Raw genomic sequence first — 15,227 nt, 5'->3', positions numbered from 1 at the left:
GCTGGTTATGAAATATTTTAAATCACTGTTATTAGCTACCATTTTAGTGGCGGCAATGTATATTATTGTTACTGATGCAGGGGATTCCATGAGTCAAACCAGTGGAGCTGGTGATATTTGGTGGATGGATACTGTGGATGTAGATCGGGCTTATAGAAGTATTATTGAGAAACAGCAATAACATAGATGGGATTTTTTGTGCACGTTTAGTAGGTTGACTTGCCCTAAATTATCGCCTATAATACTAGTAATTTAATAGCTGCATAACGAAGATTTGTGGCATGCCGCATTTCGGAGTATAAGAAATAAAAGCTGTGATAAGAATGAGTAGCAATTAAGATGCCAGACAGAAAGTTACCGGGTGATGAGAGGTGCGTGGATAGGGATTGTGAATACATCTTTGAGCTGTGTACCGAACAGTTTAACTTAGTAGGCTACAACGGAAGTCGGCACCCGTTATCGTGCTAGAGTATCTCATCTTTTGATGACGTACTTGACAAGGTAAGTAATGTGAGTTACTTATGAACTTAGGGTGGTAACACGAGATGTCATCTCGTCCTTTTGAAAACAAGAGGGCGAGTTTTTTTATTGCCAGTTTTTTGTTCTTATAGACCTTGCAAATATTGAAAATAATATTTCAAGGAGATGTTAAATATGTTAAAACCAGAAGAACAAATACGAATTATTTTAAAAGGGGTGCACACCCTTGTAAGTGAGGATGAGTTGCTTTTAAAACTCAAAAAGTCCAGTGAAAGTAATAGACCCTTAACGATTAAACTCGGACTCGATCCTTCGGCACCAGATATTCATCTAGGACATGCGGTTGTGCTGCGTAAGATCAAGCAAATGCAGGATCTGGGGCATCGGGCAGTCATTATTATCGGTGACTTTACTGGAAAGATTGGCGATCCTACCGGAAAATCAAAAGGCCGGGTTGCACTTACTGATGAACAGGTACAGGAAAATGCACAGACTTACTGTGAGCAGATATTTAAAGTGCTGGATAAGGATAAGACAGAAGTGCGATTTAATAGTGAGTGGCTTTCTAAACTGACTTTTGAAGAGGTGGTTAAGCTTGCTGCAACGACTACTGTTGCCAGAATTCTTGAGCGGGATGATTTTCAAAGAAGATATGAAAACCAAATTCCTATAGGGGTCCATGAGTTTTTTTACCCGCTGATGCAAGCATATGATTCGATCGAACTAAAAGCAGATATTGAGCTGGGCGGCACTGATCAAACCTTTAATATCCTAATGGGCAGAACACTCCAAAAAACATTCAATGAGGAGCAGCAGATTGCTATATTTATGCCAATCCTTGAAGGCTTAGACGGTGTGGAAAAAATGAGTAAGAGCCTTGGTAATTACATTGGTGTAAGTGATTCTGCTGAGGTAATGTTTAAGAAGGTAATGGAAGTGCCGGACAATCTTATACTCAAATACTTTGAGCTTGCTACAGATGAGCATCCGGATGAAATAGAACAGATCAAAGCAGATCTTAGTGCAGGTAAAAACCCTAGAGATGTCAAATACCACTTAGCTCAAATCATAACTGCGCTCTACCATCCATCAGAAGAGGTGGAAAGAGCGATTGAATATTATGAGACTGCCTTTAGTAAGAAAGCTATTCCAGATGATATACCAGAACTTTTGCTTGAAGGGGATACAGTAACGATTACGGATATTATCCCACAGCTTATAAAGATGAACTGTATAAAGAGCAAAAATGAATTTGTCCGCTTAATAAGTCAAGGAGGCGTGCAGCTTAATGGGGTCAAGTTAGTATCAGCTGATATCAATAGAGTTATTATAGCTAATGATGTGATGAAACTTGGTAAAAAGCGTTTTATAAAATTAATAAAATAATATGAGGATGCTGTATGCATTTCATTAAGGAAAGTAGGGGGGTGACCCCCTACTTTTATGCCTCAATTTTTCGCCTTTTATTAAAAGTATGTTAATAAAGCTTATGGAACAAGTTGCATTTGACAAGGTCGATAAATGGCTATATAATCAAACTATATTAATTGTGCAAAACTTAATTTTGAGAAATGATGTGCTGTAGATTTACTTAGCAGCTTTTAATGAAAGCGATTTAGGGGATATCAATAAAATCAAATTTAAAAGGAGAAGTGACGTATATGAACTTTTATGATTTTAAAGCAAAAAAGATGAATGGTGAAGAAGTTAAGATGGACGCTTATAAAGGCAAAGTGATTCTGGTTGTCAATACGGCAAGCAAGTGTGGGTTTACACCACAGTTTGAAGGGTTAGAAGCATTATATAAGACCTATCAAGAGGATGGATTAGAAATTTTGGGGTTTCCATGTAATCAGTTTGGTAAGCAAGATCCAGGAACGAATGAAGAGGTGGAGCAGTTTTGTAAGCTAAACTATGGGGTTTCTTTTACGATGTTTGAAAAGGTGGATGTAAATGGAGACAATGCACATCCGATGTTTAAATTCCTAGCCCATGAAGCCAAAGGTATTTTAAGCAATAAGATAAAATGGAATTTTACTAAGTTTCTTGTAGATCAAGAAGGAAATGTTGTAGCTAGATATGCACCAACCTATAAACCAGAAAAATTAGATGAAGCCATTAAAGACCTACTTAAAAAATCATAAAATCAAAGAGCAAAGTATATTCCCCTAAGCGAGTGTTTAGGGGATTTTTTATGAAACAGGAAAGTGCGTCTTGCTTGCAAGGGACCAAACTTTCCTGTTTCACAAGCGTGTGCGTTTTTTGCACACTTTCTTGTAGAGGGGCAGAAAATGCCAGAGGGAAGTATGAAACTTTGTGAGTGTAAGATCTAATAGCCTCAGGGGAAAACCTCGCGATGATAGACTAAAAAACAGTTGACAATAAGGCATTTAATTTATACAATTTAGTTAGGTTAACTAACTAAAAATAAAAGTAGGAGAGGTTACAATGCAGGGAAATATCATTCAGGCAGCAGAAGAAATAGGCATGTTTTGTAGATTGCATATGAACATAAAAAAAGGGTTGCCTATTAGATCAAGTGAAATGGGGGTGCTCATATATATACAAAAACAAGACGAACCTGTTACGCCATTAATGATCAGTCAATTCTTTCAAATTGCCAAACCTTCGGTGACGGTGATGATTAATGAGCTGATTAGAAAAAAATATTTGGTGAAGGCGCCATCGGCTACCGATGGGAGAAGTTATACTGTTTCTATTACGGATAAAGGACAGGAACTAGTTACATCAACGCATGATGACTATTTTAAAGCCATAGCACTTCTTAAGGAAAAAATGGGAGCTGAGGATTTTGGTGTATTTCTTAAATTACTGCAAAGTGCAAATACAATACTAAAGGAAACTAGAAGCCAATGAAAATACTTATAACTGGTGCATCGGGAAATGTAGGAAGATATGTGATAAAAGAATTACTTAGTAAGGGGGAAAGCATAGTTGCAGCGGGGACCAACGTTGAGAAGTTAAAGCAGATGTTTGATGATAGAGTCGATGCCGTACAATTTGACTTTGAAAATCAAAAATCATTTGATAAAGCACTAACAGGGGTAGATCGTGTGTTTTTAATGAGGCCCCCGCATCTTGGCAAGTCAGAAGACATGTATCCGTTTATTGATGCTATGAAGGCGCATCATATAAAACTGGTCTCTTTTCTATCCTTAATGGGTATTGAAAACAATACTATACCCCCACATTATAAGATTGAAAAATATATTGAAAAGTTAGGCATTCCATATGCCCATATCAGACCGGGATTTTTTATGCAAAATCTCTCAGGGATTCATGCCGCAGAGATTAAAGAAAAAAATGAGATATTTATTCCGGCGGGTAAGAGTAAAGCAAGTTTTATTGATGCCGAAGACATTGGGCTTTCGGCAGCGACGCTGTTACATCAGTCAGAAAAGTACAAAAATACAGCACATACTATAACGGGATCAGAGTCTTTAGATTATTATCAAATCGCAGAAATTTTAAGTAAGGTTACTGGTAAAAAAATCATATACCCAAAACCTAGCTTCTTGAAGTATAGAAACTGCTATATTAAGCAAAGGGGGTTAGATAAAAATTATGTGAATGTGACGATAGCCCTTTATTTCATGACAAGAATGGGTACAGCCAAACGTGTAACTAATGAATTCTACCAGCTCACTGGGAGAAAACCCAGAACTTTTCATGAGTTTGCAAGTGAGCATATTAAATGTTTTATATAGAATAGTGTATACCTATAAATAAAGTGCCAAATCGTGAGAGGGGGAATAGGATAATGCGTTTATTAAAGGATATTTTGCCGATATTTAAAAAACATCAAATTTATCTCAAAGAAAAATATAGAGAAGCAGGAGACATCTACACATTTGTTTTTGAAATGGAGCAGCCAATATATTGGAAGGCTGGTCAGCATGGGGTATTTACAATCGAACATACAAAGATTAGTAAACCTACAAGGGCATTTAGTATCGCATCAATACCATCTGAAGGACACATCAAGATATCAATGAAAATCAGTGAAAATCCAAGTGAATATAAACAAGCTTTATTAAGTCTTCAGCCAGGGATAAAAGTAGCTATGAGAGGTCCTATAGGATCGTTTTATACGGACAATCAAAAGCCGCTGCTCTTTATCGCTGGAGGAATAGGGATAACTCCATACAGGGCTTTGATACAAGATCTTTTACTAAATAATACGGAGCTTTCGAGTGATGTCCAACTGCTTTACCTGGATAGTCAAAAAGCGTTTATATACAAAGCGGAACTCGATAAGGCTGATAAAGAATTCGGTGTTAAAACTCACTATTTAGCTAAACGTGAAGATTTGCATGAGGAAATAGAAAATTTTATCGCTAAGCACAATAATGAAGCTGAGTATTTTATTGTTGGATCAATAGCAATGGTTAAGTCTATAGAAACTCTGGTGAAAAGCAGGGGAGTTAAGAAAAAGAATATCAAAAAAGATCCATTTATTGGTTACTAAAATCTATAAATAAGAACGCAAAGAATCCATAGAATCCATAGAATTCATAGATATAATAATTGATTGGAACCATGGAGACAAGAAAGTTTATACAGGCAAGTAGAGCGTGCAGTGCTGATAAAGTGAGACTAGAGCGTTTTATATGTTCCCTCAGACGGATTGTCTGAGGGAATTTTTTATGAAATAGGAAAGTGCGTCTTGCTTGCAAGGGACCAAACTTTCCTGTTTCACAAGCGTGTGCGTTTTTTGCACACTTTCTTGTTCTAGAATTTCCGAGAAGAAATTATGCACGTCTAGTTTTTATAAAAATATTGATTTCATTTATAACATATGTTAATATTAACATATGTTATAAATGAAGGAGGATGTAATATGTCAATCAATTATGCCATTTTAGGGATATTAAGCTACAAGTCAATGACAGGCTACGATATAAAAAGGATTATTCAAGACTCTGCTTTTATGCATTGGTCAGGAAATAATAATCAAATTTACAAAGCACTAACGGATCTTTTTAATAAAGGGTTGGTAACTCATGTAGTTAAGCATCAAGAAAGTTCCCCAACCAAAAAAATCTATACAATAACCAGTGAAGGACTTGCCTATTTAAAAGAATGGGTTCTTTCACCAGCTGATCTCAGTGAAATAAAAAAACCATTTCTTGTTCAGCTTGCATGGTCTAAGCAGCTTAATACCAATGAACTAGATAAGCTGGTTGATGGTTATGAAAACCAAGTTAAGATGCAGTTGTTAATGGCGCAAAATAATAAACAGGATACCAATTTTCTAGCGGGCAGCACTGCTCTGCAAGCTACAATATGGCATTTTATCGACGATAATATTCGAAGAACATATGAAAATGAACTGGGGTGGATTGAAGATCTGAGAAGAGCTATAGCGGATATTCCCAATGAGAACAATGTAACTCTGGATGTAAATATGAAAATGACAATAGAGGAAGAAAAAGACGAAGAAATAATGAAGTATACCATAATGAGCAATAATGAGATAACCTATGTTCATTATAATAATTCAGCAACTAAGCTAAGTACAGAAAGAAATATTTTAGACATCATTACTGCAGTTGCAGAAAATAATACGCAATTTGTGCTGCTTGATAGTGAAACACTTTCCAAGGACTTTCTTGAATTTAAAAAAGGACTAGTTGCCAATATGCTTCAAAAATTTACACTGTATCATATTAAATCTGCAATTATTATTAAAGATATAAATAGCTTAAAAAGTGAATTTAAAGACGCAATTGCCGAAAGCGGGAGACATGATGTCCTTAGATTATTCACCAATATTGCAGATGCAGAAAAATGGTTCTTAAGCTAAAACAAAAGGGGGACTCCTAAATGAAAACTCATAAAGCATTCAAAACACAGGGAGGCAGGGATGAAGTACTTCAATATTCAGATATGCTTCTTGAAAGTCTGACAATACCCTACGAAAGGTTAAGTATAAACACCCGCCATGGCAGCACATTTTGTATAGCTGCCGGTGATATTTCTGCACCACCTATGATTCTCTTACATGGGAGCAGTATGAATTCAAGTATGTGGATCAGCGATATTTTAAAATATTATCAAAAATATCGCGTGTATGCGCTTGATATTCCCGGAGAAGCAGGGAGAAGTGATGAAGGGCAGCTTCCATTTACCACATCGGATTTGGATGACTGGCTATATGATGTACTGAGTGGGCTGTCAATAAATAAGGTAATTGTGATAGGCGCATCTTTAGGTGGTTGGCTGGCGGCTAAATTTGCCATCCGGTATCCGGACAAAATAGATAAATTAGTTTTATTATGTCCAGCTGGCATAAGTACTCAAAATAAAAAAATCATAATTATGGCAATATTTCATATGCTTCTTGGTGAAAAGGGTATAAGAAAATTGTTCAAAATGATTAATGGTAATCTTGATATACCTGAAATAATATTAAAATTTCAAATATTAATAGGGAAAAATTTTAATACCAGAAAAGAATCTATACCTATTTTTAGTGATGATGAGATAAGGCGCCTGACTATGCCAGTGTTCTTATTTGTTGGAGCAAAAGATATCATGCTGCATTCTATAGAGACTGCTGATCGTATGAAAAAACTTGTTCCAAGTGCAAGAATCAATATTTTGCCTGAAGGCGGACACAGTATCATAAATCTTGCTGATGAAATACTTGAACAAATAAAGTGAGAAGGAGATGCTTAAATGATAAAATACACTTTTTTAGGAAAAAACAATGCCATTGTCTATATTGAGAGTGAAGATATTTTAATATCTGATCCACAATCAGCTCTCGACCTTATGATGAGCGTACAATACGAGAAAGGCTGCAGCAAAATGATATTAGATAAAAAGGCCATAAGTGAAGAGTTCTTCAGACTTAGCAGTGGTATTGCTGGTGAAGTGCTGCAGAAATTCATAAATTACCATACTAAGCTGGCTGTGATCGGTGACTATTCCAAGTACACAAGCAAGCCTTTAAGTGATTTTATTTATGAGTGCAATAAAGGTAATGATATTTTCTTTGTAGATCATTTGGATCAAGCAGTAGAAAAGCTGGATTTGGCTCACTAATTATGGTGTTGTCTTAATACTATCAAATATATGCCTCTTAGCTTGACGAGAGGTATATATTATGCTAACATAAAAATAAAATAACAATTTGTTTTTATGTTTTTAAATAGAGTGGGAGGTGTTTACAAAATTATGCCTAAGTTTTCGGAAGCAGAAAAAGAGAAAATTCGTTTAGAGATGATGGGGTGTGCGCATCGGTGTTTTATAGATAAAGGACTTAAGAGTACTTCGATTGAAGAAATAACATCTTCAGTCCACATAGCAAAAAGCAGCTTCTATGTTTTCTTTGAATCAAAAGAGGCGTTGTATCTTGAATTATTAGATCTTGAAGGACAAGAAATTGAAAAGAAAGTTTGGCCCAAGGTTGAAAAAGCAAAGGATGTACGGGCAGCAATTAAGGCTTATCTGCATGCGATGGCTTCTGAGTTAGAATCTCATGTGCTCACACAGCGATTAATTACTAATCTGGAAGAATATAAAATGGTCTCTCGGAAGGTTAATCCACAATACTCAGCGACCCAGACGCTAAGAAGCATTGTGCCGCTTATGGCATTTATCAAGAAGTATAAGGCGTTCAACGAATTAATCGATGAGGATGTTGAAGTAATTGCTGGTGTAATCCGAGCAACTCTCGCGATGATTATTCATAAAAAGGATGTTGATAAGAAGATTTATCCTAAAGTCCAATCGCTTCTTTTTGATGCTGTAGCCAATGAACTTACAAAACAATCTTAGATGCAAAAATAGATGTTGGAGAGCTAATGATTATAGTAAATGAATATAAGCTATCAAAAAAGATTATTGATCAGAAAATAGTAAGGGTCAGGATGTGATAAGAATGAGTAGAACAAAAGCTGAAGTTTTTAAAATAGCAGCAAAACATGGACTAGATCTAAAAGAGGATACTTTAGTTTTTAATGAATCTGGACTTGACTTTCAGGTAGTATTTGGAGTGGATCAGCAGGAGGATGAATGGGTACTTCGTTTGCCTAGACGTGAAGACGTTATGCCACGAACGAAGATAGAGAAACAAGCACTGGACTTAGTGAATGAGAACATAACGGTCTTTCAGGCACCCAACTGGCTCATTTATACTAATAAACTGATTGCCTATAAAAAGCTAAATGGGGTACCAGCAGGTACGATAGATCATGAGATTCAAAACTATATTTGGGAAATTGATATGCATAATGTACCCATGTGTTTTCATCAAACCCTAGGTAAAGCGCTGGCGGCCTTGCATAATGTGCCAAAGGATAAGGCCGCGAAGGCTGGATTAACTATGCATACACCTGATGAGGCAAGACGGTTCATGAAGGAGCGTATGAATGATGTAAAAGAAAAAATAGGAGTAGGCACTTCGCTGTGGAAAAGATGGCAGGACTGGCTTAAGCATGATGAGATGTGGCCGAAGCAGACTGGCGTCATTCATGGGGATGTACATGCAGGGCATATTCTGATTGACAAGCTTGGGCATGTAACAGGTCTCATTGATTGGACAGAAGCGAAGGTGACAGATATGTCAAACGACTTTGTTGTATATTATAGGACTTTTGGTGAAGAGGGGCTTTGCCACCTGATCAATGCTTATAAAGAAGCCGGGGGTTATGTCTGGCCCAAAATGAAAGAGCATGTGATTGAATTAGAGGCGGCATATCCCGTTGCAATTGCTGAGTTTGCAATGCTGTCTGGATTAGATGAATATGTGCAGATGGCTAAGCAGTCATTGCAAGTTAACGAAGTATAGATTAGATTTCTCTCATTTTTGATGCTATAAAGCTTATTCCGGATTTTCAACAAAGATTGCTGGAGTCTAAAGAGGCACAGCTAGATAGTTGGAAGGAAATCATTCATGCTGCAAGAGCTAAAGGTGAGATCGACTCACCCATGAGTGATGAACAGATTGCAAATATGTTTATAAGTTCCTCCGGCGGAGTTGAGATGTATAATATATTCAAAGGCAGCAGTGATAATGTCGGCAAGAGTCTGTTAAACTTATGGGATGGTTTTTATAAAGCATTAAAGTCTTAATAATAAAAGCCTGAGGAACGGGTAATCCTATAAGCGTATTATAGGAAGGAATATAAGATAGACAGGCAGGAGGGGTGAAAATTGATAGTGTGGATTGAACATTTACTTGTAACGCATGGTGTGCACGAAAGGGTAGTATGGTACTTATCAAACGTCATAGCAGTGATGATAGTTCTTATCATCAGCTTAATTGTTGATTTAATAGTACGTAAAGTTTTGCTGAGATATATCAAATCTTATGCAGCAAAAACAAAGGCCAAATGGGACGACGTCCTTGTAGAGAAAAAGGTTTTTGAGCGGCTGGCTCGTATTGTGCCGATAGGAATCATCCATGCCTTTGCCCCAGTGTTTCCAGCGTATGAGGTATGGATTCAGAGAATTGCATTTTCCTTTATTGTTTTTATTGTGTTACTCGCCATCAACAGATTTTTAGATGCAATGAATACGATTTATTTAAAGTATGAGATTTCAAAAATCAGACCCATTAAAGGCTATTTACAGGTTGTTGAAATCATTGCCTATGTCATAGGAACGATCGTTATCGTCAGTGTCTTAATCGATCGCTCCCCATGGATTTTATTAAGTGGGATTGGTGCTGCTACTGCAGTGCTTCTGCTTATTTTTCAAAACTCTATCCTTGGGCTTGTCGCCAGTATACAAATCAGCTCTAATAATATGCTGCAGATCGGGGACTGGATTGAGATGCCTAAGTATGGTGCAGATGGGGATGTGCTGGAAATCTCTTTGCATACCGTAAAAGTACAAAATTTTGATAAGACGATTACCACTATTCCAACCCATGCACTCATTTCAGAGTCCTTTAAAAACTGGAGAGGGATGCAGGAAGCCGGTGGGCGAAGAATCAAGCGAGCCGTATATATTGATGTCACCAGTATTAAATTCTGCGATGAAGCAATGCTCGAGAGATTTGAGAAGATTGAATACCTTAAAGCTTATCTCCAAAACAAGAGGAAAGAAATAGCAGCGTATAACAAAATCTATGATGTAAATGACCCACATATTGTAAATGGCAGGCACTTAACGAATATAGGTACTTTTAGAATGTATATCGAAAATTATCTGAGGCATCACCCTAAGGTGAGTCAGGATATGATTCACATCGTCAGACAGCTTCCCCCTAGTGAGAATGGTCTTCCGATAGAGATCTATGCCTTTACTTCTGAAATAGCATGGGAAAACTATGAAAGTATACAAGCGGATCTGTTTGATCATATTCTCGCCATTGTTCCGGAATTTGATTTAAGAATATATCAAAGACCTACAGGGCATGATTTTAGTTCTTTTAAAAAAGTTATTCAAGACTAAGTTTTAATAAATCCATAGATGCCTCCTTTATACTTTTTGATAAAGGAGGTATTGACACGTTATATAAGTAATGATACAATGTGAATGAATTTTAAAATATTCATTCTAGAAAGAAGGTGCATTTTATGAAAGAAACTAAAAGTGACCTTTTTAATAATGCTAAGATGCTATTTTCGCAAAAAGGTTTTAAAGAAACAAGCGTGGCTATTATTACAAAGATGACAGGGGTAGGCGTAGGGACTTTTTATAATTTTTTTGCTTCTAAAGAAGAATTGTTTATAGAGATTTTTGTTCAAGAGAATATTACACTTAAAAAAGAAATTATGCAATCTGTAGATCTAAATGGAGATTTGACAGATGTTTTGAAGCAAGTAGCCTCCAGGCTTTTTACAGGGATGAAAGAAAACCCTATACTTAAAGAGTGGTATAATAGAGATATTTTCTATAAAATACTTGAAAAAGTTGATGAGCAAGTCATAGAAAAAAGCAGCCAGGAGTTTTTTTATCATTTCTTTTTAGACATTATTGAAGAGTGGCAGTGTGAAGGAAAAATACGAAAAGACATTGATTCAGAGCATATCCTAGCCGTATTTAATGCTTTATCCTTTATAGACCTGCATAGAGAGGATATAGGCAGCCAGTATTTCCCTAAAACAATGGATTACCTGATAGAATTTATTGTTAAAGGCCTACAAGAATAGGCTTTTAATACAACAATATGAATGAATATATGAATATTCATTCTGATAATTTAATTTAAAAATTTCGGGAGGTATTAATATGGAAATGCAACAAAATAATTGTTTAGAGCAACTCAAAGATCCTACAAGAGAGGCTTTTTTGACACATTCTTTAGGAGCTTTAATGGTAAAAAATATTTTTCCGGCAGTCTCAGCGATGATTTTTCTGATTTTATATCAAATGGCAGATGCCATTTTAATAGGTCGCCGGCTAGGCCCGGAGGCCCTAGCTTCAGTTAATATTCTTTATCCTATTCTTGCAGTACTATCAGGTATAGCCATTATGATTGGGGTAGGGGGAAATGTTAAAATAGCAGTTCTTTTAGGAAAGGAAGAAACAGATCAAGCGGGAGGTGTTTTAAGCTTATTGGTCAGCTTAGGAATAACTATTGGTATTATATGCGGCCTTATAATTACCCTAGCCTTGCCATATGTCTTATCGTTATTGGGAACAAACGGTATTTTACAGTATTATGCCGGTGAATATTTGAAAGTAATTAGTTTATTTTTTGTTCCTATGATACTTATATTTATTCTAGAACAAGCCGTAAGAAATGATGGGCGACCGAATATGGCAACAGGCGTAATGGGATTAGTAGCTATACTAAATATTATACTTGATTATCTGTTTCTTTTTAAATTTGATATGGGGATGGCTGGCGCTGCTTTAGCAACGGGGATTTCTCAATGCTTAGGCGCTTCAATTTTTGTCAGTTATCTTATTTATAAAACATTAAATAAGTCTACAGGGCTTAAATTTGAAGATATAAAAACAGCAAGAGGCACGCTAATGTCTATTGCTATGAATGGGTCTTCAGAATTATTAAGCAGTCTTGCATTAGGTGTAACGACTTTTATTTATAATAAACTTATACTGAGCTATGTGGGCATGATGGGCGTAGCAGCATTTTCACTGGTTCAATATTTTATGTTGTTTGGAACCGCCGTTTTCATGGGGATGGGAAATGGCACTCAGCCTATTATAAGTTACAATTATGGAGGCGAATGCTGCAATAGGGTATGGGGAACTGTAAAGAGATTAATGATATCTTCTGTTATAACAGCATTCGCTATATTTATGTTTCTGAGATGGCAGACTGAGGCACTTGTAAATCTTTTTATTCCAAATCATCCAGAGGCATTAGATTTGGCGCTTCAAGTCACAAACTACCTGAGCTGGTCGATTTTATTAATGCCAGTTGGTATCATTGGATCAGCTTTTTTTACGGCAGTAGAAAAGCCGGGGATGTCCTTAATTATTGCTGTTTCAAGAGGGCTGATATTTACACTTATTGGGCTATGGACTTTGCCACTTTTGTGGGGAGAGATGGGCATTTGGATCACACCTGTGTTTGCTGAAGGGATAACTGCTTTAATAGCATGTGGTTTGATTATATTTTGGAGATACAACCTTAAAAGAGTACCTAAAGAAGCAGGTCTCTAAGTGCTTTAAAATCAGCGACCTCATAGGTAGGAGTGATGGCTGTTTCGTTTGTGGTGCGGTTAGGGTTGTACCAGCAGGTATCGACCCCAAAGTTTATGCCGCCTTGAATATCGGCGGTTAGGCTGTCACCGACCACAAGGATCTTGAGCTTAGCGATAGCACCAATATTTCTTAGGGTATGTTCAAAAATTTTAGGATTAGGCTTTGATGCGCCTACTTCTTCGGATATGATGATGTCTTTAAAGTATTTGGCTATCGCAGAGTTTCTGATTCTAAGATTTTGGACATGTTTTAGACCATTGGTCACTATGACGAGCAAATAATGTTTAGACAGAGCATCTACGAGTTCTATACTTCCGTCATATAAAACAGATGAGTTGGCCAAATGATTCATATAAGCTTTTGCAAGCTGAGTGTTATCAAACTGGATGTTTAAAGTATCTGATAATCTTTTAAACCGTTCCACCTTTAAGGCTTCTTGGGTAATAAGACCCTTCTCAAGTTCTTTCCAAACTGCTAGATTGATGTCGTGATAAAGTTTAAAATGATAATCTTCATCATAGTCTATGTGACATTCAAGCATTGTATTTTTAAAAGCTTCTTTCTCAGATTTATTAAAATCAAATAATGTTTCGTCAGCGTCAAAAATAATCAACTCATATTTCATCAGAACCCTCCTCAATCATTCATTCTAACTATTATAACATATTCGTGCTGAGGATGCGAAATTCACCGTTAGGCCCAGCGTTACTGGGTTTTAGAAGTATGCCATTTTTTAGAGCTTAAATACAAGTTCTTGTGCAAGAAAATTATATAAAAGATAAGTATTTGTAATTTAATGACTGTTTAAAGTATAAAGATTGACTTGTATTGACAGATTAATTATACTTTAATTGAGAGTAAACGTTAACTTTATAACAAAGTTTGCAAAGCTGAAAGATATTACCTGAAGTAAGTATTGACTAGGAGTAAAAATTTTAGAATTATATCATGCATGCCACATGATGTGATTTCTTGTAGAAGGTGTAAAAGATGAATTATAAAATAGGCAGGAGTTCTAAGAGTGACTTTAAAGCAGCTGTAGCTGAAGCCACAACTGGGTTTAGGTTACCTAAACTAATATTGTTTTTTTCTGATGTGGAACATTTTGAGGGATATACCAAGGCTATGGGTGAGCAGTTTAAAGACAGCATTATTTTGGGTTCAAGTACCTTTGCAGGATTTTGCAAAGAAGGTGCTTATAAGTCAGGGCTCATTGCACTGGGGATTGAAGAGGGCATTGAGTGTTATGCAGATGTACTAGAAGAAGTGGATAGATATCCCCTAAAATATGTTGACCGCGTAACGGAGTGTATAAGCAAGTTTCGGGATACTTCAAACACGGTTTGTTTTGAGATTTCTTCTGCACTCATAAGCTGTGAGGAGCTTGTTTTATCTACATTAAATGCTGTACTTACTAAGAAAAATATTCCGCTTTTTGGGGGTTCGGCAGGGGACTATGGGCGAGCAGAAAAAACAATGATTTCTTTTAATGGGAAGCTCTATAACAACGCATGTGTTTTTGTCCTTATTAAAAATTTAGGCGGTAAGATTAGATTCTACAGAGAAAATATTTACAAACCGACACAGCACTATTTTACAGCCACTAAAGTAGATGTCAGAAATCGTATTGTCTATGAATACAATAACAGACCTGCTGCAAAAGTAGTGGCAGAAGCACTGAATACCACAATCGAAGGACTGCCAAGGTACTTAGATAGTTATCCTCTAGGAAGGATTATTGGCAGTGATATGTATATTATTGCCAATCAGATGGTCACTCAAAATAACGGCATGTCTTATCATGCAAGAGTATATAATAACTCTCAGATGGTACTTTTAGAACCTGATGATTACAAAAATGTAATACATCAAACTATAGAGCAGGTAAAAAGGGAGATTCCAAAACCATCCTTAGCTATCATGGTCAACTGTTTAGCAAGATCGATGCTTTTTGAGCAAGATGACTATTTAAATGAGTTTGCGAGAAAAATGAGTACAGCCTTAGGGGATTATATTGGATTTGCAGGCTATGGAGAACAGCTTAATGAGCAGCATTTTAATCAAACAATGGTTCTTGCTGTATTTGAGTAGGT

Annotated in this window: 17 protein-coding genes and 1 other annotated feature; of the genes, 16 read left to right on the top strand and 1 reads right to left on the bottom strand. The window is 36.4% G+C overall.

Annotated elements, in window-relative coordinates; translation table 11 throughout:
- Window positions 1–7: 7 nt before the first annotated feature.
- The 15 genes from BN3326_RS21990 to BN3326_RS09870 all read left to right on the top strand — a co-directional run bounded on the left by BN3326_RS21990 (window position 8) and on the right by BN3326_RS09870 (window position 13,092).
- Window positions 8–181: a hypothetical protein gene (locus BN3326_RS21990; RefSeq protein ID WP_171903810.1), complete on the top strand. Its 174-nt coding sequence runs from the start codon at window positions 8–10 to the stop codon at window positions 179–181.
- A gap of 124 nt (window positions 182–305) precedes the next feature.
- Window positions 306–564: a binding site (T-box leader), on the top strand.
- 90 nt (window positions 565–654) lie between these two features.
- Complete coding sequence (gene tyrS / locus BN3326_RS09935; RefSeq protein WP_069999036.1) at window positions 655–1,866, top strand: tyrosine--tRNA ligase; 1,212 nt, start codon at window positions 655–657, stop codon at window positions 1,864–1,866.
- Between the two features lie 275 nt (window positions 1,867–2,141).
- Complete coding sequence (locus BN3326_RS09930) at window positions 2,142–2,624, top strand: glutathione peroxidase (protein WP_069999035.1); 483 nt, start codon at window positions 2,142–2,144, stop codon at window positions 2,622–2,624.
- Window positions 2,625–2,928: 304 nt separating this feature from the next.
- Window positions 2,929–3,357, top strand: a complete 429-nt coding sequence (locus tag BN3326_RS09925) for a MarR family winged helix-turn-helix transcriptional regulator (RefSeq protein WP_069999034.1) — start codon at window positions 2,929–2,931, stop codon at window positions 3,355–3,357.
- Window positions 3,354–4,208, top strand: a complete 855-nt coding sequence (locus tag BN3326_RS09920; protein WP_069999033.1) for an SDR family oxidoreductase — start codon at window positions 3,354–3,356, stop codon at window positions 4,206–4,208. The genes BN3326_RS09925 and BN3326_RS09920 overlap by 4 nt, the downstream gene beginning before the upstream one ends.
- A 53-nt stretch (window positions 4,209–4,261) precedes the next feature.
- Entirely contained in the window at window positions 4,262–4,969 is a 708-nt protein-coding gene (locus BN3326_RS09915) for an FAD-dependent oxidoreductase (RefSeq protein WP_069999032.1), read from the top strand.
- Between the two features lie 372 nt (window positions 4,970–5,341).
- Window positions 5,342–6,307 (top strand): DUF4180 domain-containing protein, encoded by a 966-nt coding sequence (locus BN3326_RS09910; protein WP_069999031.1) that lies wholly within the window; start codon window positions 5,342–5,344, stop codon window positions 6,305–6,307.
- A 20-nt stretch (window positions 6,308–6,327) separates the two neighbouring features.
- On the top strand, window positions 6,328–7,167 hold the full coding sequence (locus BN3326_RS09905) for an alpha/beta fold hydrolase (RefSeq protein ID WP_069999030.1): 840 nt from the start codon (window positions 6,328–6,330) through the stop codon (window positions 7,165–7,167).
- 15 nt (window positions 7,168–7,182) lie between these two features.
- Entirely contained in the window at window positions 7,183–7,551 is a 369-nt protein-coding gene (locus BN3326_RS09900; protein WP_069999029.1) for a DUF4180 domain-containing protein, read from the top strand.
- 132 nt (window positions 7,552–7,683) lie between these two features.
- Window positions 7,684–8,286 carry a TetR/AcrR family transcriptional regulator gene (locus BN3326_RS09895; protein ID WP_069999028.1) on the top strand — a complete coding sequence of 201 codons (603 nt, stop codon included), beginning with the start codon at window positions 7,684–7,686 and terminating at the stop codon, window positions 8,284–8,286.
- A 103-nt stretch (window positions 8,287–8,389) separates the two neighbouring features.
- Window positions 8,390–9,298 carry a macrolide 2'-phosphotransferase gene (locus BN3326_RS09890; protein ID WP_069999027.1) on the top strand — a complete coding sequence of 303 codons (909 nt, stop codon included), beginning with the start codon at window positions 8,390–8,392 and terminating at the stop codon, window positions 9,296–9,298.
- Window positions 9,299–9,354: 56 nt separating this feature from the next.
- On the top strand, window positions 9,355–9,582 hold the full coding sequence (locus BN3326_RS09885) for a hypothetical protein (protein ID WP_069999026.1): 228 nt from the start codon (window positions 9,355–9,357) through the stop codon (window positions 9,580–9,582).
- An 87-nt stretch (window positions 9,583–9,669) separates the two neighbouring features.
- Window positions 9,670–10,908, top strand: coding sequence for a mechanosensitive ion channel family protein (locus BN3326_RS09880; RefSeq protein ID WP_330389711.1), 1,239 nt, complete (start codon window positions 9,670–9,672; stop codon window positions 10,906–10,908).
- Window positions 10,909–11,033: 125 nt separating this feature from the next.
- Window positions 11,034–11,609, top strand: a complete 576-nt coding sequence (locus BN3326_RS09875) for a TetR/AcrR family transcriptional regulator (RefSeq protein ID WP_069999025.1) — start codon at window positions 11,034–11,036, stop codon at window positions 11,607–11,609.
- Window positions 11,610–11,688: 79 nt separating this feature from the next.
- Complete coding sequence (locus BN3326_RS09870; RefSeq protein WP_069999024.1) at window positions 11,689–13,092, top strand: MATE family efflux transporter; 1,404 nt, start codon at window positions 11,689–11,691, stop codon at window positions 13,090–13,092.
- Here the strand turns inward: BN3326_RS09870 and BN3326_RS09865 are convergent.
- The gene (locus tag BN3326_RS09865) at window positions 13,073–13,759 is read right to left on the bottom strand and encodes a YjjG family noncanonical pyrimidine nucleotidase (RefSeq protein WP_069999023.1); all 687 of its coding nucleotides are present in this window, start codon (window positions 13,757–13,759) and stop codon (window positions 13,073–13,075) included. The two genes, BN3326_RS09870 and BN3326_RS09865, sit on opposite strands and share 20 nt — an antisense overlap.
- 365 nt (window positions 13,760–14,124) lie before the next feature.
- Between BN3326_RS09865 and BN3326_RS09860 the strand changes: the two genes are divergently transcribed.
- Entirely contained in the window at window positions 14,125–15,225 is a 1,101-nt protein-coding gene (locus BN3326_RS09860; protein WP_069999022.1) for an FIST signal transduction protein, read from the top strand.
- The last annotated feature ends 2 nt before the right edge of the window (window positions 15,226–15,227 follow it).

The organism is Cellulosilyticum sp. I15G10I2 (genome assembly GCF_900095725.1).
Lineage (GTDB): Bacteria > Bacillota > Clostridia > Lachnospirales > Cellulosilyticaceae > FMMP01.
The sequence above is the reverse complement of the archived record's forward strand: the minus strand, read 5'-3'. Positions and strand labels throughout refer to the sequence as shown.